The following is a 19,733-nucleotide window of genomic DNA, read 5'->3' on the forward strand; positions in this document are numbered from 1 at the left end:
TCCTCCATTCAAAAAATTAGTATGAATAAAATATCAAATGATTTCCCACCCATAATAACATGATAACATTATGATGTAAACGCTTTTTGAAAGGAGGTAGTCCGGCTTTATTGAGTTTTAACTAGGCAAATCAACTGGGAATATTGCGCCAAAGATCATTGCGCCTAAAATCGCGCCACCAGCAATTGGTTTTTTCCACACGTAGAAAATCACAGCACCAATAATTGATCCAATACCGATTGGAGCAGAAGCGCCACACGCACTGATAATGATCAATGGACCCAAGAAACGACCAGAAGCATTCCCAGCGCCCATCATAATATCTGCACCAAATGTAGAATTTGACTGATTAATTGTAAATTTGCGAATCATAATAATAATTCCACCGATAATCAAACCAAGAACCATTCCAGTTAATAAAGAAAGTCCAAAGTTTTCAACAGGCGCTGTGATCCCCATACTTAAAAGAATTGCTGGAACTCCAATACCAACTCCTGTTAAAATCGCGCCACCAATATCCAAAATACCAACTAATGATCCTTCTAAAATACGTGCAAATAAGAAACTTGCACCAAATGCAGCCGCAGCCCCATATGAACCACCGTCCATACCAGCTTTCAACATAGCAACGATTGCCACTTCATTAAATGCTCCAACGCCATGCTCCATGTACATATGGGTTCCAGCAAATACGCCCGCTGACAATAAACCGACTAAAATCGGGAATGACCAGTCAGCAAACCAAAAATTCTTTTTTTCTAATTCTACTATCTCATCCATCACAGTTCCTCACTCTCTACTTAATTATTTGCCAATGCTAAAAACATCATGCATGTTTTGCAGCCAACCTGGAATCTGCAAACGGAAACTTTCAATCATTTGTAAATCGAAGCCTCGGAAAAAAGCACTAAATACAAACAATAGGATTACTGCTGCCATCATACTTTTAGTTACTTTGTTCCAACCGATCTCATCGACACCTTTACCGATTAGAATTCCCAATACAACACCTGGAACTGCATTACCCATAATCATTGTCGCAAGACCTCCGAAAATCGTTGCCCAAAGTCCAGAACGTTTTCCAGCATCGATTGCCGCTAACCAGAATAGCACTGGCATTACAGTATTAATTAAAAGATTCGCTGCAGGTACTAAAACTGCAACCGCCGTTACTTGCAGTGATTCTGGAATTGCCGAAGCAGTTGTATTTAAAAAAGCCACAACTAACATCCCGATAATCGCTCCTGAAATTCCCATTTTTTTAGGATTGTGCATCGTTTCTGCAACATTTTTATTTTTTACTAGTAAAGCTGCTGCTGCCCAGTTAGGAATGACACGATGATCCACGTCTTGTGTAAATGCCCCAGCTCCAACCGTTGATGCCCAAGCATTGAAGAAGAACCCTAATCCAAAGGAAAAATGACTAGCTGCATCTCCTTCACAAGCGTTCATTTCACCTAATGTTCTAAAAGCACCTAGCCCTTGTGTGCTTGGCGCATGAAACATCCTTGCAGCTCCTGCTCCTGCTGCAAAACCAACAACTCCCCCAATCAATAATGACTTGAGTAAAACGACTAAAACATCCATCTAATTTGCCTCCTTATGCATTCTTTTTTTCTTTCCAAAAGGGATAGGAAAACCATTTGGATCGGCAACTCTTTTTTCTACAAACGGAATCGTTTCCATCTCAATCAGCGTGATCTCAACTTCAACATCCAGTAGTACACGATAATCTGTACGTGTACGGGGTAAAAAGAAAAAGAAAAAACGTTCTGTGAAGGTTTCTTGATCTGCTCTTACGACCTGAATATCCAATGGTTCAATTCGAACGATTACATCATCCTTTTCTTTTAATACACGATTATGGATTTGATTTAGTGCATTGGCGAAAGCCAGGTTTTTTTCTTTCCCTGTTCCTTCGACTTGAATGACTTGACGTTTTTTTACTGTTACTTTCTCCATTTGGTTTTCCTCCTACTACTTTAGTGGTTAGGCGTTCTTTTTCAGGTACGCTTCTACTATACGTTTCCCTAATTCTTCTTGATCCATAAAACCAAAGCCTAAAACGATTTTCCCATCATTGATCGCAGTTACACCTTCGTCGATTGAGCGCATACCGTGACGTTCTGGATAGCCATATTTTGTAGCAGCTGTTAAGGCTCCTGCACCGCCGCTTCCGCAAAATGAAATACCTAAATCAGCATTTTCTTGCTGCATGACATCTCCTAAACGCATATCTGCACCCATTCCTGGTACAACAACCGCTTTGCCTCCTGCTGCCTCTACACCTTTTGCTACATTTTGTCCTTTACCTAAACGATCTGCGATTACTACTGTTATCATCATCTATTCCTCCATTTTTTTATTTAAACACTACACAGTCCTTACTTCAATTCTTCTTACTAGATTTCGTTTTGTCTTGCTGCTTCAAAATGAATCGATAATACGTACATTTCATCTTGCGGCAGATTTCCAATGTGCTGAACAACTTTATCAGCAATTGTTAAGGCCTCTTTCGATACTTCTTCAAACATTATCGGATCAACACCAGACATTTTTTCTCCAGCGATCGAGCGTTTAATCATTTCATTGACGTGATTGATCAAGATCGTCCATTGTAATTCAGTCGGTTGGATTGTTTCTTCCTGCAACAGCCCACTAATTTGCTCAAGTGCTGCCTCTAACTTAACTTTATTCGGACTTTCATCAATGATTTTTTTAGCATCATCATTTAACTTCATGCGTGTACTCCTCTCTTATATAATTCAATAAAGCAGTAATTTCTGCTTGATTAACCATTAAATCATTTTTAGCAAAAATCCGTTCAATTTGTTCTACTAATTCTTGCTGAGCTAACAATGTTTCTTTTACGATATTCCCTTCATTCTCATATTGACTATCAAACGTGATTCGGTGAACCATCAGCATCACATGAAGTAAAAATGCTTCTTTATATTCTTGCGTTAATTTTTCGGCGAACGCTTTAAGTAATTCTTCGTAAATCACGTATGTACGCACGAGAATATCCCGACTTTCCTCTTCGATTCCTTGTGTTTCTTTCACTTGTTGCCTTGGAATCAAACGAGGTACTTTTCCAGTTTGGGCATGAGTCAAAATTTTATTGACTTCTTCTTGAATATTGTGAACATCGGCTTTTGTTGGTAATGGATTAACTTTAATAAACGGCCGATTCACAATTTCGATTGGAAAAATACTCAAAACCAAATCCGGATTTTTTTCTTCGATTACATCTACAGCATTTAAAACCGAAGCAAATCCAGCAATCTCAACATTCGAAACTTCTTCTAGAATTTTCTGTTCAATCAAACTCGTCACACCTAACCCTGTTGAGCAAACATATACGATCCTTACCACATTGACTTCAAGAAGATTTTTTTCATATGCAACTAAAAAGTGCAAAGCGATATAGGCAATAAATGAATCATTAATCAATAAAGCTGACCCCACTATATCGCTTTGGCTAGCAAGTTGAATTGCTGAAAATAATTGCGGATACTTCGCCTTAATGTCATCAACAAACGGATTATACTCATTTATAAAAAGATGTCTTTTTGTTAAACGTAAGGACAAATGAGCGAAAAGATTCGTAAATAACTGACGATCACGATAAAAAGGAAAATTGATTTCTTCTGAGACATCTTTAATCAACTGTTCTGTCAATCCGACAATGTCTTGTTGATTATTTGCAACAAACACATCACTATAAATATAAAAATATTCATCTGCCAAAAGCGGCAACTCATAATGATCAAAGACTTTCTTCATCAATAAAAATGGCAACTCTTGTTTTTTCAGCAGTACTTTTTGGTTTGTCAGCATTTTATACCCGCCAACTGTATGATGGCGCTGCATTCTGGAAGCTGCAGTTGCAACACGTAATGTGATTGAAAGTATTTCAGCATAATTGAATTGATCAAATAAAGAAGGGTCTAACAAACCTGTCATTTCTTTTAACGCAACTTGATAGATTTTTTGAAAAATCGTATTAACACCAACATGAACTTCCTGTAACTTCTTCTGTTGTCCTGATTGAACAAAATAACTCATGATTTGATAAATATCATACTCGGTTATTTCTTTTTGTGTGATGTACTCCATCAACAGACGTATTTTGCTTTCTTCACCAATGATCGAAAATCCCTGCCGACTTTGGCGATTAAGTGCAAGTTCGTACGTTTGGATCAATTCTTCTACACGATCTAAATCACTGACGATTGTATTTCTGCTAACTTGCAAGTCCTCCGCCAGCTCTTGCGACGTTAAACAGTTCGATGCTAATAGCAATCGGAAAATCAACTGATTTACTCGCAATTCTTGATCTGGATAAGTTTCGAATCGTTCTACTTCAATGATTTCATTTTTCAAAGTTAAACGCTCTGAATCAGGTATTTCTAGCCAGATTCCTTTATTGCGGCGCGTCTTAAGCAAAACGTTTTGTTCTTTGAACCAATCTCGCACATTTTCTAAATCATATTTGATCGTCCGCACACTAACATGAAATGTTTCTGCCAATTCTTTTGTTGTAACGCTGTCTTCTAAATCTAAAAGTAATAACAAGATTTTTATTTCTCGTTTTGATAAGTGCAGTGACATATACTCACCAACTTTCTTTCCCTTACACTTGAACTATAGCTTGATTTTTATTGCATAACAATACAAAAAAGTTGCACTTACACAAGTGCAACTTTCTTAGTATACTATTTTTTTCAGAAAATTTGTATTCCCTAAATTGTTATTTTATAAGATATCCTACATCGATTTCAAGCATTGTCACTAGATTTATCAGTCTTTTTTCTTAGTGCAAAAAAATTATTCATTAATGCATTCTTATTGCACCAACTAGTGCAACAAGAAAAAAATAGTTTTATCATTAATCATACAACAGATAATGAGTTGCACTTCATTTCATAACAAAAAAGAAGACCGAAGTCTTCTTTTTTGCCACAGTATTTATAAAAATAAATAGATAACATCTTCTCCACAAAAATATTTATCCGACACGCCTACATCCGGTAGGTATGATTTAACATATGTGCCTCTGTTGTTTTGTCAATCACTAGCCGTCAAAACGGAACAGCCGAAGCTATCTGATTGAGTCAACTCGTCGCATGAGGATAACTTTAACATAGATAGATCTCAATTGCAATGTCTTTATGATTTATTGTCCTCTTCCAACCAATTAGCGTAGAGGTGGTCCATCAATCCTAGAGTATCTAGTGTCATTTTCTTAGTCATAATAGGACTTTCCAACAGCTGATTTTGAAGACATTCGTTGACATGGTCTACTTCAAAAACAAACTCACTGTCAAATTCACTTGATAAAGTTTCTTGACTACCATCTTCGTAATAAATCATCGCTTGCTTAGTCTTCCAGAAATACGGTATTTCTATACGACCTTTTTCACCATAGATGGTCATTTTACTTGGAATATCTAAATTCACGGAGATGAAAATAGTTCCTAGCACCTGATTTTGAAACTTCAGAGCCAGATTTACTTGATCATCCGTTGCACCTGTTCTTCTTGTAGAATTGCCATGGTATTCCGCAATCGGTTGATCTAGTACAAATTGCATGTATTGTATAGGATAACTGCCTGATCCATAAAGCGTGCCACCTCCAGCATCTAATGAATGAAACCAACTGATATGATCAACATTAGGATACGAGGTTACAGACTGCAACCAATGTACTCGGCCAATTTTATTTTGCTGAATCACTTTTTTCACTTGTAAACTAATTGGTAAAAAAACAGCTTTTTGCGCTTCCATTAAGAAACAACCATTTTTTTGTGCCAATTCAAAAAGTTCTTCTGCTTGAGTTAGCCTAAGAGTAAACGGCTTCTCTACTAAAACATGCTTCTTATATGTTAATGCCATTTTTGCCGCTTCATAATGTCCTTTATTATATGTAGCCACATAGATAATATCTATCTCATCATCCATACATAATTCCTCATAACTACCATAAACTTTAGCGATATTCAATTCTTCTGCCATTTTTACCGCCTTATACAAAGTACGCGATGCAATGGCTACAGATTCACCTAAACAACTTTTTTTAATTCCTTCTACAAACCGGGGAACGATTTGAGCAGTACTCATTATACCATAGCGAATTTTCTTCATTCTTATTCAACCCCTTCAAACTATACTATAACGATAAACTCTGAAAAATTCAAAAAATACTTTTCGACTACAGTTATCCTACTTTAGACAAATTTAGAGCCTGAGCCCAAAAAACTAAAATTAGTTTTTTGGGCTCAGGCTCTAAATTAAAATAACCGGCAAAAATAGAAGCAAGTCCTTTGGAAATAAACTTCTACACCATCCGACCTAATCAATCTTCAATTTTCTAAATATAATATTCGCAAATTGTTTAATCTAGTCATTCCCCTAATTTTCAATCCGCTGTTTACGAATATTTATGTATATCTTTATCTATGTACTACTCCCCATTTAACGAATACCAATACTTATTTTCAGTGCTCGGTTGACCTTCGACATATCGTCTTCTTGTAACTGACAAATTTTGTGAAGAATTCTTTCTTTATCTAGTGTTCGGATTTGCTCTAGCAATACCAATGACGGCGTCATACGATCATCATGAGGTATGTCTACTTTGACTTGCGTCGGCTGCATTTTCTTATTTACATTTCTAGTAATAGGCGCAACAATTAACGTTGGACTAAATAAATTCCCCTTATTATTTTGAATGATCAATACTGGTCTAATCCCTCCTTGTTCTGAACCAACAACAGGTGAGAGATTTGCATAAAAGATTTCTCCCCTTCTCATCATAATACTTTACCCTCCTAACTAATCAAAAACTTCTTCCGTGTAAATTATATCATGCTCATCTAGTAGAGTTTCCCAAAATTTTATACCAACCTATGAAAACTTTGATAATCTCTACAAAAAAAGGATTTCATGAGAAAAAAAATTATGTTTTTTTATCAAAAAAAATTGTAATATACATTCGTACATTTATTCCACCAATCCAAAAAAATAAAAAAATATATCTAAATAAAAATAAAAAATTATCAACATAAATAAAAAGAACGTTGTCTCTCATTATCTTGTAATAAAAAAAACAACAAATAAAAATCATCAAAATACCCACATATATTTTCTTATTCCTATTTAAAATAGAATATATATATGAATAAATTGATTAAAAAGAAGAGACTTGTTTATAGATCTGTTAAAACGAAATAACATTTCTCATCAAATTCTTATTTTATATTTTCTATTATTCTATAAACAAAGAGAGAAATCAGAATAACTCTTGTTTCTGACTCCTCTCTTTGCTATTATTTTTCTAAATTATTGTGGCATTTCATTTCAATTTATCTTTTATATCTCATTTAAAATACTAGCTACTTTCGTGGTAATCAAATCAATAGCCACATGATTTTCTCCACCTTCTGGAACAATTACATCAGCATAACGTTTCGTTGACTCAATAAATTGATGGTACATCGGTTTCACCACTGTTAGATACTGTTCTATAACAGAATCTAATGTTCTCCCCCGCTCTTCCATATCACGTTTGATTCTGCGGATAATACGGATGTCATCATCTGTATCTACATATAACTTAATATCCATCAACTCTCTTAAACGAACATCTTCTAAAATCAAAATACCTTCTAAAATAATTACTTCCTTTGGTTCTTGAATAATAATGTCGGAACTTCTTGTATGTGCAACATAATCATACACTGGTTTTTCAATTGTTTGATAGTTTATCAATTGCTGTAAATGCTCGATCAACAAATCTGTATCAAAAGCAAACGGATGATCATAATTAGTTGCTAATCGTTCTTCAAAACTCAGATGGCTTTGGTCTTTATAATAAGAATCTTGTTCTAGCATCATAATAGAATGATTGGGAAATTGATTGAATATCGCCCGACTGACACTAGTTTTCCCACTGCCGGAACCGCCAGTAACACCAATCACGATTGGTTGAGTATTTTTCATTCAACGAAACCTCTCTTTTATATGTAATAGTCATATTAACCTTTTTCTATTATAATAGAAACTAAGAAGAAAGCTACAATTTTATCTATTATTTTTTGGTAACCAAGTATTATTCAGTTTCATCAGAAGGGAAAAATAGTATGGAGATTAGAGAAATTCAAGAACTTCAAAAAACTCATTATGACTTATTATTATTAGCTGATCCAAATAATCTGTCGGTAAACGACTACGTAAAACGTGGCTTAAGTTTTGAAATGATTCTCAATGAAACAATCACAGCAATTTTAGTATTACTTCCAACAAGACCTGAAACACTCGAAATCGTCAATGTAGCCGTATCAGAAAAGTATCGCGGACAAAATCTTGGTGAAAATTTGATCCAATTTGCATTAGCTCATGCTCGGAAGAATTATTACAAAACAGTAGAAATAGGTACTGGAAGTACCAGTTTTGGACAATTATATTTATATCAAAAATGTGGCTTTCGGATGACAAGTATTGATCGTAACTTTTTTCTTCGCCACTATAAAGAAGAGATTATCGAAAATAAGCTTGTTTTGAAAGATATGGTTCGATTAAGTATTGATGTGTAAAATAGTAACTAAGTAATCAGGAATTTTTAAAGTTCTCCTCGATTGGTTGTTCCAGAATACTAAAAATGTCATCTAAACGACTAATTTCATAGGTTGGCTGAATAGCTGATGTAGACGGTTGTTGTGACGGATTTAACCACAGAGTCTGAATCTTCGCTAAATTACCTCCTTGAATATCGGAAGCAAGTGAATCACCAATAATTAGTGTTTTTTTTCGTTCAAAATTTGGTATCCGTTCAAAAACATAATCAAAATATTCTTTCATCGGCTTTTGATAGCCTACTTCTTCTGAAACAAAGATATCGTCGAAAAATGTTGTCATTTTAGAATCATCCAATCGTTGATACTGCGTTTTTGCAACACCATTTGTGACAATATACAATTCGTAATCCGGTTTAAGTCGTTCAATAATTTCTTTACTATTTCCTAACAAATCATGCCCTTGACTTAAATGATAGCGATACTGCTCCCCCATTTTTTTCCCATCTACTTTTTTATTCAACTGAGTAAACAGCAAACTAAAACGTGTATCTGTCACTGTTTTTTTGTCTATTTTTCCTTGTTCAAACTCTCGCCATAATTGGCTGTTGATTTTTTTATACGTTGCTTCTATTTCATCTGTCAATGTTAGTTCTTCTTCTTGAAATAGGGCTTGTAGAGCTTTTTTTTCTGCTATTTGAAAATCTAGTAATGTATCATCAACATCAAATAATAATGTTTTAAATCTCATATTCCACACTCTTTTCTTTTTTATGCACGGTAAAATAAGGCAATAATGTCTGTAATTCTTGTTGGCTTAAAGAACGGTATTCTCCTAAACCAAGCGTTTGATCTAGATGAATTGGTCCCATCGATAGACGTTTTAAGTACGTTACTTTTTTCCCAACAGATAAAAACATCTTTTTAACCTGATGGAATTTCCCTTCGGTGATATCTATATAAGCATGACTTATATTTTTTTCTGAAGATAGAATTGTAAGTTCAGCTGGTTTACATTTTTTACCGTCAGAAAATACAACGCCTTCAGCAAAGACTTCACGGTCAAATGCAGTCAAAGGTTCATTAACCATAACTTCATAACGCTTTGAAACTTTTTTTTGAGGCAATAATAATTGATATCCCAACTGACCATTATCTGTAATTAGCAACAATCCTTCTGTATCACGATCTAATCTCCCCACTGGATACAACCCAGCTCTTTGATCACTTGCGCTGATTAAATCGATGACAGTTTGATGCTGAGCATCTTTCAACGCAGTCACAACTCCTTGAGGTTTATTCAACATATAGTAAACATGTGTCTCTTGTTGAATTTTTTTATTCCCGATAAAAATATCCTGTATTGTTGCATCTACATTCTGACTTTCATCTATAATGACTTGTCCATTAACGGTGACTTGCTTGCTGCGGATCAAGGCTTTGACTTTTCTTTTAGAGCCGATTTTTTCTTGTTCTAATAATTTATCTAAGCGCATTAGTTTTCCTCATTTCAAGTAATATTTTAGTACAAAATTTGGATAATGAAAAGAAAACGATTCATATTCCACTAATTAAAACTTTAAGTAATATTTAAAACGCAACCTCTTCTCTTTCACTTTCCTTGACTTAACTTTTGATTCGCGTTATGGTTAATATAGAAAGTGAATAAGGTTTCTCAAAAACAGCGTAATGACCTGGGAGAGAATAAGGTATCATATGGAATTTTCCCCTGGATAATTGTGCACAATTATTCGGGATTTTTTGTTTTTGCAATACGTTTTGTAAGAGCTGCTTGTTCGTTTCACATCTGAACCAGAAAACCTTAGCTAAGTTATGCTTTTACAGTTTTACAATAAGCGTCAGCAAAACTCCTTTTTTCCATCATGTTGTGTTTTGCAGATAACCAAATACAAATTCATTTTGATTTATTTAGCTACATGGGCTAGTTCTCCAGAACTAAATAAGCCTATTAAGCTTTAAATTTAAGGAGGATTTTGGTTATGTCAGTATCGTTAGAAGTTAAAGAAAGAGCTGTCCGTCCACGTTCACTAAGAAATCAACTACGTCACACAGGTCAAGTACCTGCAGTCGTATATGGGTATGAAATCGAAAGTACACCTATTTCAGTTGAAGAAAAAGAACTAACAAAGATTTTGCGTGATAATGGTGTCAACGCTGTAATCACAATGAATATTGGCGGAAAAAAAATCAACACTTTAATGTACAAAGCGCAATTAGATACGTTTACAAGTCAAATGAAACATGTTGAATTTTTAGCTGTGAACATGAAAGAAGCTACAGAAGTAGAAGCAGAAATCGTTCTTGTCGGTGAAGCTGAAGGTGTTAAAGTTGGTGGCGAATTAATCCAAAACTTATACAATGTATTAGTTTCAGCAACTCCAGATAAATTACCAGAACGTGTCGAAGTCGATATTACTAAACTTGCGATTGGTGATGCAATTACCGTCGCTGATCTACCAAAAAATAAAGATTACGACATCATTACTGACGGTGAAGAGCAAATCGTCGCAGTTACAGAAGCGAAAGCCGCAACCGAAGAAGGAAGTTCTGACGAAGCAGCTGAACCAACAGTGATTGGTGAAAAACCAGAATAATTGGTTGCTTAAAAATAGATTCCGTGAGATAAGGTCTTTTGGCCTTATCTCTTTTTTAATAAGATATCTCTCAAGTTATTTTCAGCGCTACATTTGCTTTTTTTACCAAACACCACAGAAGCGAGTTTTAACTAAATAAGGTATACTATTGATAGTAGATAGATAAAGGAGGGCGAATAGATGATTGAAAGTTTTGATAGCGAACGTAGTCGTTACGCTTCCTTAGGTGTAGTTGAAAGCTTACCTGGCGCTTTGATTGACAGTATCTGGCTGATTATTGATTTGGATTTAAAAGGAGTTATTCCTCTTACGAACATGCTGTATTTTGATTTGATCGATAACGGCGGAAAAGTAACTGTTCATTTTTCACAAGAAATCAGTGATGTCCAAATGGCCGTTGACTTGCCTTTCACTTATTCTGAAGAATATCCATCACAAGTTTTTGCTTTTGATGATGGTCATAAAGAAACGATTTTATTACCAGCTGAAATGATAGAATAATAAGCAAAAAATCGGAACAAAGATCCATGAGTGCTACCGCCTTCATGGATCTTTGTTCCGACCTCAACTCTTAGTATGTTTTTATTAAGCTATTCGTTTCGCAATAAACGAATAGATTGCAATGCAGATGATCGCACCAATCAATGCAGAAATGATTGGAAATCCACCAATAATTGGACCAAAATCGCCTAAAAGCATCGTACCTAGCCAGCTTCCGATAAATCCAACGATGATATTGCCGATCACACCACCCGGCACATCTCTCCCTAGAATTGATCCAGCAATCGCACCCAACACACCGCCGACAATTAATGACCAAATAAAACTAAGCATAGTAACCTTCCTCCTCTAAATCAAATACAACGATCTATTATTGTAACGTACGTGTATTGTTTTCTTGTTTTTTATCATTTTCATTATCATCTTTTTTCTTGTTCTCGAATTTTTCTTCGTATTGTTCTTTTGACATGACATCATCCACATTCATGTTAAATTCAATAACGTCTAATCCGGTCATATTTTTCACTTCATCCGCAACTTTTTTAGTCGCTGTATCGAATACTTGGGCAATATTTTTTCCATATTCCCCAATGACATCTAAATCAATAGCTACTTGTTTTGTTCCAACTTCAGCACTGATTCCTTTCGTTGGATTGTTTCCATTCGTAAATTTGTCGGTCAAGTTTGTAATTGCATTTCCGCTCAATCCTAAGATACCAGGTATTTCTGATACGGCGATGCCAGCAATTTTTTTCACGACTTGATCGTCAAATGTTAATTTTGTTTTGATCCCATTTGCATTTGTTTCCTCAGTTGTGTTTCCATTTGCTTTGTTATCCATTTTCTTCTCAACCTTTCTGATTTTGATTCAATTTATTTTACCTTTCAAAAAAAGCTTGTATAGAAGCTAAAATTGAAGAGATAGAGCGTTTTTCATCTTGCGTTTTGCCTATAAAATAGCCGATTCCTGTTAAAACGACAAGCAAAACTGTTTTCCAAAAACCAATCGTCATAAAAAATATGGCCATTAGGACGGCTAAACTAGTGAATATGATTTGATTGCGGTAAGGAGCTACTATTCGTTTTTTCACTATTTTTCCTCCTTTTAAACCACTCGAGACTCTTTTTTACTGATTGGCAACAAGGATGATTCTGCTTTTTTCTTTTTGAAAATGACTTTTATTTTATTTGTCTCAATCATCACCATATTCTGTAACGCTTGTGGGATTAATTCTTGAATTAGTTTCCCCTCACTTAATAATTGCTGCTGTTTTTCACCTGCTATGTTGACTTCAATAGTTGCTTTTTGTTTTTTTGTCAACTTTACTTTTACTTGAGTATCATCAATATTTGCAATTTCTTGTAATGAAGATCTGACAATCGATTCTAGTGTATTCAACGGTAAGTTGACTTGCCCAGTGTCTTTTTTTATGTTGATTTGTTTTTTGGTGACTGGTTTGAATAAAATCATCAAAAAAGTCAATAACAATAGTGCTAATAGAACAAAAAGAACAACTTGGTATAAATAAAACAACCAATCATATTGAAATAGTAAATTATTGAAAAACATGGTCACAACGTCCAAATCTACCATTTGAGAATATAAACCGACAATCCCAAAAATCCCTGCTATTAACAATAAAGCTATAAGTCCTTTGATCACTCGCATGAATTTCCCCCTCCAACGTTGTTTGTTCTTTTACAAAAAAAGTTTTTCTTCTCTACACAAACTATGTTAAACGCATTATTCGACAATTACAAAAGATATGCATGCTCCTTGTTGGATTTTTTTATTATTCCCATCTAAATACATACTATAAACACTAACATGAATACATTTAACACCTTATTATAAATACTAAAAAAGCAAGTTGAGTTATAAAATTCCTTAACGATCAACTTGCTTTTTTAGTTTTTCATCAATCATTCAACATATGCTAAACGATACGAAACGGTTCTTCCAAAAGGAAACACCTGTAGTTCTTTTAATTGATCTGTCTTAAGATAACCGATCGCCCCTTGATAAAGAGGCAAAACAGCTGCATCTTTTTCAATTAATGTTTCTTCTAATTCCTTTAATTTATTCCAGCGTTTTTCTGCTGAATTCGCTAAAGTAATTCTAGCCTCATTCAACCCCTTATCATATTCAGGATTGTTATAACCAGCAGTATTCAAACCGCTCTTAGAATCATAGAACTCTAAGAAATTAATCGGATCAGCATAATCTGGCGTCCATGTACCAAAAACAAGATCGAAGTCACTAGCAGTTTGTAAATCCAAACGATTTTGTAATGGTACAGATTTTAATGTGATTGTTAACCCCGGGAGATTTTGTTGCAACTGTCCTTGAACATATTCGATGGTCTTTTTTGCAAGTGCAGAATCGGCTGAAAGTAATTCTAATTCGATCTCTTCTTTGCCTAATTCTTTCTTAGCCGTTTCCCAATTTTTTTGAGCAGCTTTCAAATCAAACGGGAGAAAGTCACCATTTTCTTTACGGAAATCCTCGCCATTCTTAGGATCTTTCGCAAAATCTTTAGGTACAAAACCATTGATAGCAGTTGAACCATCGCCCAAAATATCTTTAGCGAATGTTTTTTTGTCGATTGCTTGTAAAATCGCTTTACGAACATTTACATTACCCGTCACATCTCGTTTGTGATTAGGGCTTAAATAGCCAACCATCGCTTTAGGCGTAAAATAAGCTTGTGGAGAATCTTTATATTGCAATGCGTACGTATCTGCTAAAACAGTATAATCTAAGTCTCCTGCATCAAACAGATTTGTCCCAGTGCCGATTTCTTTAACAACTTGAACCTCAATTGTATCTAGTTTGACATTTTTTTGATCCCAATAATTTTTGTTTTTCGTTAGTGTCCACTCTTCTGTATTACCATCCCAACCAGAAATCACAAATGGACCATTACCAACAAAGGTATCCGCAGAAGTTCCATACGCTTCACCTTTTTCTTTGACGAATTTTTCATTTTTAGGCATAAATGGCGTTCCTACCAAGACTTGAGCTAAGTAAGGTATTGGGTATTCCAGGGTCATTTCTAAGGTTTGATCATCTATTGCTTTCACTCCAAGTTCATCGAGTTTCGCTTGTCCTTCACGGATTTTTCGACCATTTTTGAAAATATCCATTTGATTGCTACTACTTGAACCAAAACTTGGGTCTACAACATTTTTGAATGATGAAACAAAATCACCTGCTACAACAGGATCGCCATTGCTCCATTTTGTATCTTTTAATTTGAACGTGTAAACTAATCCATCTTCACTAACCATCGGGTCACTGGCCGCCACTGCCAACTCAGGATCGTTGCTTTTATCCATACGATAAAGTCCTTCAACGACCTGACCAATCATATCTGAGCTATAAACATCTGTATAATGAGCGCTGTCCAACGTTGACAATTCTCCACCAGAAGCGACTTTGATTACTTGCGTCTGAGCCGTTTTGTCGCTATTGTTTTTTTCATCCGATGAACTTGTCCCTTTTCCTCCACCACAAGCAGTCAATAGCAAACTCGCTGCCAATACAAAAATACCAAACTTTTTCTTCATTATCCAATTCCTCCTCTTTTTTAAAACTGAACAGAATGCATCATTTCTTAGTAATTTAGAAAATCACCTTAAAGGTCATTTCTTGATTTTCAAATAATCTATTCTGTAAAGCTAGATAATTTACAATTTTTCAACGACATAACGAAAAATGGCCATCTCTTGTTCTAAATAATCATAAGCAAAATCAGGATGCCATTGTACACCTAAAAATACTAAACTCGCATCTTTGCTTTCTACACCTTCAATAATACCATCTTCACTACGAGCAGTGACCTTTAGTCTTGTTGATAATTTTTTTACCGCTTGAAAATGAAACGAATTGACAATTGTTCTTTCGCCGTAGATTTCACGTAAAATACTTGTGTCTTCTGTATGAATTTTATGTGTCGGAATTTCTCTAGATATCGGCACTTGCATATGGGCAATTTTCGTGTCATTTAAATAGCTGATATCTTGATATAAACTACCACCGAGAGCGACATTAACTAGTTGCAGCCCACGGCAAACGGCAAAAATCGGCTTCTTTTGAACGATAGCCGCATCTATCAAAGCTAATTCAAATTGATCTCTTTCTTTCGATAGCGAAGCTTCTTCAACTTGAATGGTTTCTCCATATAATGTCGGCGACACATTTTGCCCACCAGCTAAAATCAATTTATCGATCTGGTTAATATAATCCTTAGCCAAATCAGGAGCACCCACTGGTAAAACCAAGGGTAAACCACCAGCATTTTGGACTGCTTTCACATAACCACAAGGAGTGTAACTAATCGGTAAATGGTACAATTGTGCTCCTGCATCTTCAATTTCGTTGGCAGCAATTCCAATAATTGGCCGTTTCAATTGGCACCTCTCCTTTTTACTTTCCGATAATAATTGTAACTAGTTTATCAGATATATATGCGAAAGGGTAGTACTAATAAAAACAGTGCGATAGTTTTTATCTATCACCATTTACTTACTTTTTAATAGAAAAGAATTATTTCTATTTTACCTCAACTTTCCTTAATCAGTTACTTTTATGCTTAAAACGAACTATTTTCTAAATTTTCTAAACAAAGAGTTGTTGACAAGTAGAAAAACTGGTGGTAAAGTTGTACAAAACAAAGAACAGAAGAGTACCTTTATTTTTTCATTGAAGAGAGTCTTTGGTTGGTGAAAAAAGACAAAAAGATAAAGCGAACCACATCTGGGAGTTAACTTTTTGAACGTATCAGTAGGAAAGTTCGGGCATGCCCGTTACAGCATTGGAAGTCTATACGACTTCATGAGGTTATCGTTGTGAAGCGATAATAAATAAAGGTGGAACCACGAATTTTACGTCCTTTGGCAAATAAGCCAAAGGACTTTTTGTTTACTCATAAATTTCGGCATTAACCTTAATACAAGATAAAATGATCAACAAAACAAAAACGTATAAACAGAACAAGTAATCACAGACCATTTCCTGACAGAGACTTTTTTATTCGCTGAGAAAAAAAGCTGGAAACCTTTGATGAACACATCTGTTTCAGTCACCTTCTGAATCAAGTAAGAAGATGCGGCATTCTCCGTTATCAGAAAAGAATCTTTAGCTTACTAAAGATTCCATGAGGTTAATCCTGTGAGGGATTAACAAATTGAGGTGGAACCACGATTATTTCGTCCTCTTGGCACATTAGCCAAGAGGATTTTTTATTTATGCTTAGAAAAAAATTAAAAACAATTGGGGGAAAAATTATGAACTACGTTTTAGACATCATGCCGGCTTTATCAGACGGTGCACTCATGACATTGAAAGTATTTATTTTTACACTATTAGGCTCGATCCCACTTGGGATTTTAGTTGCATTCGCCTTACAAACAAATTTTAAACCGTTGAATTTTCTGATCACCATTTATATTTGGCTAATGCGGGGAACACCATTATTATTACAACTTATTTTTGTTTTTTACGGGTTACCATTGATTGGGATCGTCTTTGAACGATATGATGCAGCTTTGTTCGCTTTTATTTTAAACTATGCAGCCTATTTTGCAGAAATTTTTCGCGGTGGGATTCAATCAATTCCAGAAGGTCAATATGAAGCAGCTAAAGTTTTACGTTTAACGCGATTTCAAACGATCTCCAGGATTATTCTACCCCAAGTGATCAAAGTCGTCTTACCTTCAATCGGTAATGAAGTGATTAATTTAGTTAAGGATACTTCTTTGATTTATGTACTTGGTTTAGGAGATTTATTACGCGCAGGGAAAATTGCGATGAGTCGTGATGTAAGTTTATTGCCCTTGGTTTTAGTTGGTGTTATTTATCTATTATTGACAGCTGTGTTGACTTTAGCTTCGAAAAAATTAGAAAAACACTATCAGTATTATAAATAAGCGGAACGTTGTTACCAGATATCATGTCTAGCTCCGCGGGCTACCTCTTCGGGAAAAAGATAAATTATGATTGAGGCAAAAAACACCTCATTCATAATTTCCTATTTTCCTGTCAGAGCTGAACGAGCCTGTTACGCTTTGAATCATATCTAGCTCCGCGGGCTACCTCTTCGGGAAAAAGATAAATTATGATTGAGGCAAAAAACACCTCATTCATAATTTCCTATTTTCCTATCGGAGCTGAACGAGCCCGCTACGCTTTTAAATTTAGGAGGAAAATTATGTTACTAATAAAAAATTTAACTAAAAGTTTTGATGGTCGTCGTATCATCGATCAATTGAATTTAGAAATCAAAGATGGAGAAATATTGACAATTGTCGGACCTTCTGGCGGTGGAAAGACAACTTTATTACGTTGTTTAGCGGGTCTAGAGACAATCGATTCTGGTGAACTGACGATGGATGGTGTGCCTTTTAATCCTGTTGAAATGGATAATGCGCACCAAGTCGTTGGAATCGTTTTTCAGGATTTTCAATTATTCCCTCACCTTTCAGTTTTAGACAATATAACGTTAGCACCGATTCTTTCTTTAAAACAAACGAAAGAAGCCAGTGAAGTTGAAGCAATTGATTTACTGACAAAATTTGGCCTCAGCGGAAAAGAGCGCTTGTATCCTTATCAATTATCTGGGGGTCAAAAGCAACGAGTAGCTCTCGCCCGTGCCCTTGCCGTGAAACCTAAAGTATTAGGGTATGATGAACCAACTAGTGCGCTTGATCCTGAACTTCGTCAACAAGTAGAAGAAGTGATTTTAACGCTAAAAGCGCAAGGCATGACTCAAATCGTCGTCACTCATGACATGAATTTTGCTGAAAATATTACTGATAACTTACTAACAGTAAAACCTGTTCAGTAGAAAGGACACTTTATATGAAGAAAAAAAACTATCTACTCCTTACCATAACTGTATTAATTGCTATTCTCTCAATAGCAGCTTGTGGTAGAAAAAAAACAGATACCGATCAATGGTCACGAATCAATTCTGAAAAACGCGTGATTGTTGGTTTAGATGATTCCTTTGTCCCCATGGGCTTTCAAAATAAGTCTGGTGAGATCATCGGTTTTGATGTTGATCTAGCTCGGGTCGTATTTGATTTATACGGAATTACGGTTGACTTTCAGCCAATTGATTGGTCGATGAAAGAAAATGAATTACAGAATCAGACGATCGACTTGATTTGGAATGGCTACTCTAAAAGTGCTGAACGAGAAGAAAAGGTCTTGTTTAGTGATGAATATATGAAAAATGAGCAAGTCGTGGTCTCCTTAAAAAAGAATAATATCAACAGCTTCACTGATATGAAAGGAAAAATCTTAGGAGCTCAAAATGGTTCATCAGGCTATCATAGTTTTGAAGAACAACCAACAATTTTGAAAAACTTTGTAAATGATAAAACAGCTATTTTATATGACGGTTTTAATGAAGCCTTTATGGATTTAAAATCAGGACGAATCGACGGCTTGCTGATTGATCGTGTTTACGCGAATTACTATCTTTCTCACGAGGATAACTTGGGTGATTATTCGATTGTTAGCGGTCAATTTGAAAGCGAAGCATTTGCTGTTGGTTTAAGAAAGTCTGATAAAGAATTAGCGAAAAAAATCAATATAGCGTTTGAAGACCTAAAAAAATCTGGTAAATTGGCAGAGATTTCTAAAAAATGGTTTGGAGAAGATGTAACGAAATAAAAACCCATTTCTTTAAGATAAATCAGCTCTTATTTTGCGTATTTTAAAGATTCGCCTTATGCCACTCTTATGACTTAAGAAGGTAACACATGCTATACGCATTTATCCGCCCACTTCTTGTCGGGATTTTAATCTCCCTTTTTGAGTATTAGTTAACTAGCAAATAGAAAAAGTACACTCATATTAGGCAGTATAGACAACAAAAAAAATATGAGACAAAAGTAAAAAGCACTTTTACCTCACACTCTATAACCGAATAAACGGTGGTGCAAAAGCTGCTCCTTCGGAAATTTCTTCTTATTTCTCGGAGCTAAACGCTTTTGTTCCAACCTCGCTTTAACGTTTTCCATGCTAATGCGC

At 35.2% G+C, this 19,733-nt stretch carries 23 protein-coding genes and 2 other annotated features; of the genes, 6 read left to right on the forward strand and 17 right to left on the reverse strand.

Annotation, left to right across the window (positions count from 1 at the left end; genetic code table 11):
• Positions 1-117: 117 nt before the first annotated feature.
• The 9 genes from AC4BBR_RS14120 to udk form a co-directional block, all read right to left on the reverse strand.
• Complete coding sequence (locus tag AC4BBR_RS14120; protein ID WP_490460137.1) at positions 118-780, reverse strand: DUF4310 family protein; 663 nt, start codon at positions 778-780, stop codon at positions 118-120.
• Between the two features lie 24 nt (positions 781-804).
• Positions 805-1,587 (reverse strand): DUF4311 domain-containing protein, encoded by a 783-nt coding sequence (locus AC4BBR_RS14125; RefSeq protein ID WP_208930306.1) that lies wholly within the window; start codon positions 1,585-1,587, stop codon positions 805-807.
• Positions 1,588-1,962, reverse strand: a complete 375-nt coding sequence (locus AC4BBR_RS14130) for a DUF4312 family protein (RefSeq protein ID WP_490460138.1) — start codon at positions 1,960-1,962, stop codon at positions 1,588-1,590. It lies immediately after the preceding gene.
• A 27-nt stretch (positions 1,963-1,989) separates the two neighbouring features.
• On the reverse strand, positions 1,990-2,343 hold the full coding sequence (locus AC4BBR_RS14135) for a glycine-rich SFCGS family protein (RefSeq protein ID WP_490460139.1): 354 nt from the start codon (positions 2,341-2,343) through the stop codon (positions 1,990-1,992).
• 59 nt (positions 2,344-2,402) lie between these two features.
• Positions 2,403-2,741 carry a PRD domain-containing protein gene (locus tag AC4BBR_RS14140; RefSeq protein WP_490460140.1) on the reverse strand — a complete coding sequence of 113 codons (339 nt, stop codon included), beginning with the start codon at positions 2,739-2,741 and terminating at the stop codon, positions 2,403-2,405.
• The gene (locus AC4BBR_RS14145) at positions 2,728-4,614 is read right to left on the reverse strand and encodes a BglG family transcription antiterminator (protein WP_490460141.1); all 1,887 of its coding nucleotides are present in this window, start codon (positions 4,612-4,614) and stop codon (positions 2,728-2,730) included. Before AC4BBR_RS14145 ends, AC4BBR_RS14140 begins: the two co-directional genes overlap by 14 nt.
• 558 nt (positions 4,615-5,172) lie before the next feature.
• Positions 5,173-6,147, reverse strand: coding sequence for a Gfo/Idh/MocA family protein (locus tag AC4BBR_RS14150; protein ID WP_490460142.1), 975 nt, complete (start codon positions 6,145-6,147; stop codon positions 5,173-5,175).
• A gap of 330 nt (positions 6,148-6,477) precedes the next feature.
• On the reverse strand, positions 6,478-6,819 hold the full coding sequence (locus tag AC4BBR_RS14155; RefSeq protein ID WP_490460143.1) for a type II toxin-antitoxin system PemK/MazF family toxin: 342 nt from the start codon (positions 6,817-6,819) through the stop codon (positions 6,478-6,480).
• 555 nt (positions 6,820-7,374) lie between these two features.
• Positions 7,375-8,004 carry a uridine kinase gene (gene udk / locus AC4BBR_RS14160; RefSeq protein ID WP_490460144.1) on the reverse strand — a complete coding sequence of 210 codons (630 nt, stop codon included), beginning with the start codon at positions 8,002-8,004 and terminating at the stop codon, positions 7,375-7,377.
• A gap of 140 nt (positions 8,005-8,144) precedes the next feature.
• Here udk and AC4BBR_RS14165 point away from each other — a divergent pair, with 140 nt between their 5' ends.
• Positions 8,145-8,597 (forward strand): GNAT family N-acetyltransferase, encoded by a 453-nt coding sequence (locus tag AC4BBR_RS14165; protein ID WP_490460145.1) that lies wholly within the window; start codon positions 8,145-8,147, stop codon positions 8,595-8,597.
• 16 nt (positions 8,598-8,613) lie between these two features.
• On the opposite strand, the gene AC4BBR_RS14170 is transcribed toward AC4BBR_RS14165, so the two are convergent.
• Both AC4BBR_RS14170 and AC4BBR_RS14175 read right to left on the reverse strand, forming a co-directional pair.
• Positions 8,614-9,327, reverse strand: a complete 714-nt coding sequence (locus AC4BBR_RS14170; RefSeq protein WP_490460146.1) for a YjjG family noncanonical pyrimidine nucleotidase — start codon at positions 9,325-9,327, stop codon at positions 8,614-8,616.
• Entirely contained in the window at positions 9,317-10,072 is a 756-nt protein-coding gene (locus AC4BBR_RS14175; RefSeq protein ID WP_490460147.1) for a 16S rRNA pseudouridine(516) synthase, read from the reverse strand. Before AC4BBR_RS14175 ends, AC4BBR_RS14170 begins: the two co-directional genes overlap by 11 nt.
• Positions 10,073-10,576: 504 nt before the next feature.
• Here AC4BBR_RS14175 and AC4BBR_RS14180 point away from each other — a divergent pair.
• Together AC4BBR_RS14180 and AC4BBR_RS14185 are read left to right on the forward strand one after the other, a co-directional pair.
• Positions 10,577-11,191 (forward strand): 50S ribosomal protein L25/general stress protein Ctc, encoded by a 615-nt coding sequence (locus tag AC4BBR_RS14180; protein ID WP_490460148.1) that lies wholly within the window; start codon positions 10,577-10,579, stop codon positions 11,189-11,191.
• A 180-nt stretch (positions 11,192-11,371) separates the two neighbouring features.
• Entirely contained in the window at positions 11,372-11,692 is a 321-nt protein-coding gene (locus tag AC4BBR_RS14185) for a DUF960 domain-containing protein (RefSeq protein ID WP_490460149.1), read from the forward strand.
• Between the two features lie 84 nt (positions 11,693-11,776).
• On the opposite strand, the gene AC4BBR_RS14190 is transcribed toward AC4BBR_RS14185, so the two are convergent.
• From AC4BBR_RS14190 to AC4BBR_RS14215, 6 genes are all read right to left on the reverse strand, one after another.
• Complete coding sequence (locus AC4BBR_RS14190; protein ID WP_490460150.1) at positions 11,777-12,025, reverse strand: GlsB/YeaQ/YmgE family stress response membrane protein; 249 nt, start codon at positions 12,023-12,025, stop codon at positions 11,777-11,779.
• Positions 12,026-12,062: 37 nt separating this feature from the next.
• Complete coding sequence (locus tag AC4BBR_RS14195; protein WP_490460151.1) at positions 12,063-12,533, reverse strand: Asp23/Gls24 family envelope stress response protein; 471 nt, start codon at positions 12,531-12,533, stop codon at positions 12,063-12,065.
• 37 nt (positions 12,534-12,570) lie between these two features.
• Entirely contained in the window at positions 12,571-12,783 is a 213-nt protein-coding gene (locus AC4BBR_RS14200) for a DUF2273 domain-containing protein (RefSeq protein ID WP_490460152.1), read from the reverse strand.
• Positions 12,784-12,797: 14 nt separating this feature from the next.
• A complete protein-coding gene (gene amaP / locus AC4BBR_RS14205; protein ID WP_490460153.1) occupies positions 12,798-13,361 on the reverse strand; it encodes an alkaline shock response membrane anchor protein AmaP in 564 nt (187 codons plus the stop codon).
• 254 nt (positions 13,362-13,615) lie between these two features.
• On the reverse strand, positions 13,616-15,262 hold the full coding sequence (locus AC4BBR_RS14210; RefSeq protein ID WP_490460154.1) for a peptide ABC transporter substrate-binding protein: 1,647 nt from the start codon (positions 15,260-15,262) through the stop codon (positions 13,616-13,618).
• Between the two features lie 120 nt (positions 15,263-15,382).
• Positions 15,383-16,105, reverse strand: a complete 723-nt coding sequence (locus AC4BBR_RS14215) for a gamma-glutamyl-gamma-aminobutyrate hydrolase family protein (RefSeq protein WP_490460155.1) — start codon at positions 16,103-16,105, stop codon at positions 15,383-15,385.
• A 254-nt stretch (positions 16,106-16,359) separates the two neighbouring features.
• Positions 16,360-16,592, forward strand: a binding site (T-box leader).
• 77 nt (positions 16,593-16,669) lie between these two features.
• Positions 16,670-16,914, forward strand: a binding site (T-box leader).
• 67 nt (positions 16,915-16,981) lie between these two features.
• Here AC4BBR_RS14215 and AC4BBR_RS14220 point away from each other — a divergent pair.
• The 3 genes from AC4BBR_RS14220 to AC4BBR_RS14230 all read left to right on the forward strand — a co-directional run bounded on the left by AC4BBR_RS14220 (position 16,982) and on the right by AC4BBR_RS14230 (position 19,373).
• Complete coding sequence (locus AC4BBR_RS14220; protein WP_490460156.1) at positions 16,982-17,623, forward strand: amino acid ABC transporter permease; 642 nt, start codon at positions 16,982-16,984, stop codon at positions 17,621-17,623.
• A 281-nt stretch (positions 17,624-17,904) separates the two neighbouring features.
• On the forward strand, positions 17,905-18,540 hold the full coding sequence (locus tag AC4BBR_RS14225) for an amino acid ABC transporter ATP-binding protein (RefSeq protein WP_490460157.1): 636 nt from the start codon (positions 17,905-17,907) through the stop codon (positions 18,538-18,540).
• A 14-nt stretch (positions 18,541-18,554) separates the two neighbouring features.
• Positions 18,555-19,373, forward strand: a complete 819-nt coding sequence (locus tag AC4BBR_RS14230) for an amino acid ABC transporter substrate-binding protein (protein ID WP_490460158.1) — start codon at positions 18,555-18,557, stop codon at positions 19,371-19,373.
• Positions 19,374-19,733: the final 360 nt, after the last annotated feature.

This window comes from Enterococcus sp. AMC1251, assembly GCF_058216535.1.

Excerpts from the sequence above, each read along its gene's own strand:
- AC4BBR_RS14180 (WP_490460148.1), top strand. The coding sequence starts at position 10,577 with ATGTCAGTATCGTTAGAAGTTAAAGAAAGAGCTGTCCGTCCACGTTCA.
- AC4BBR_RS14145 (WP_490460141.1), bottom strand. The coding sequence starts at position 4,614 with ATGTCACTGCACTTATCAAAACGAGAAATAAAAATCTTGTTATTACTT.
- AC4BBR_RS14190 (WP_490460150.1), bottom strand. The coding sequence starts at position 12,025 with ATGCTTAGTTTTATTTGGTCATTAATTGTCGGCGGTGTGTTGGGTGCG.
- AC4BBR_RS14225 (WP_490460157.1), top strand. The coding sequence starts at position 17,905 with ATGTTACTAATAAAAAATTTAACTAAAAGTTTTGATGGTCGTCGTATC.
- amaP (WP_490460153.1), bottom strand. The coding sequence starts at position 13,361 with ATGCGAGTGATCAAAGGACTTATAGCTTTATTGTTAATAGCAGGGATT.
- AC4BBR_RS14140 (WP_490460140.1), bottom strand. The coding sequence starts at position 2,741 with ATGAAGTTAAATGATGATGCTAAAAAAATCATTGATGAAAGTCCGAAT.
- udk (WP_490460144.1), bottom strand. The coding sequence starts at position 8,004 with ATGAAAAATACTCAACCAATCGTGATTGGTGTTACTGGCGGTTCCGGC.
- AC4BBR_RS14220 (WP_490460156.1), top strand. The coding sequence starts at position 16,982 with ATGAACTACGTTTTAGACATCATGCCGGCTTTATCAGACGGTGCACTC.
- AC4BBR_RS14165 (WP_490460145.1), top strand. The coding sequence starts at position 8,145 with ATGGAGATTAGAGAAATTCAAGAACTTCAAAAAACTCATTATGACTTA.
- AC4BBR_RS14125 (WP_208930306.1), bottom strand. The coding sequence starts at position 1,587 with ATGGATGTTTTAGTCGTTTTACTCAAGTCATTATTGATTGGGGGAGTT.
- AC4BBR_RS14185 (WP_490460149.1), top strand. The coding sequence starts at position 11,372 with ATGATTGAAAGTTTTGATAGCGAACGTAGTCGTTACGCTTCCTTAGGT.
- AC4BBR_RS14230 (WP_490460158.1), top strand. The coding sequence starts at position 18,555 with ATGAAGAAAAAAAACTATCTACTCCTTACCATAACTGTATTAATTGCT.
- AC4BBR_RS14155 (WP_490460143.1), bottom strand. The coding sequence starts at position 6,819 with ATGATGAGAAGGGGAGAAATCTTTTATGCAAATCTCTCACCTGTTGTT.
- AC4BBR_RS14120 (WP_490460137.1), bottom strand. The coding sequence starts at position 780 with ATGGATGAGATAGTAGAATTAGAAAAAAAGAATTTTTGGTTTGCTGAC.
- AC4BBR_RS14175 (WP_490460147.1), bottom strand. The coding sequence starts at position 10,072 with ATGCGCTTAGATAAATTATTAGAACAAGAAAAAATCGGCTCTAAAAGA.
- AC4BBR_RS14135 (WP_490460139.1), bottom strand. The coding sequence starts at position 2,343 with ATGATAACAGTAGTAATCGCAGATCGTTTAGGTAAAGGACAAAATGTA.
- AC4BBR_RS14150 (WP_490460142.1), bottom strand. The coding sequence starts at position 6,147 with ATGAAGAAAATTCGCTATGGTATAATGAGTACTGCTCAAATCGTTCCC.
- AC4BBR_RS14210 (WP_490460154.1), bottom strand. The coding sequence starts at position 15,262 with ATGAAGAAAAAGTTTGGTATTTTTGTATTGGCAGCGAGTTTGCTATTG.
- AC4BBR_RS14170 (WP_490460146.1), bottom strand. The coding sequence starts at position 9,327 with ATGAGATTTAAAACATTATTATTTGATGTTGATGATACATTACTAGAT.
- AC4BBR_RS14195 (WP_490460151.1), bottom strand. The coding sequence starts at position 12,533 with ATGGATAACAAAGCAAATGGAAACACAACTGAGGAAACAAATGCAAAT.
- AC4BBR_RS14130 (WP_490460138.1), bottom strand. The coding sequence starts at position 1,962 with ATGGAGAAAGTAACAGTAAAAAAACGTCAAGTCATTCAAGTCGAAGGA.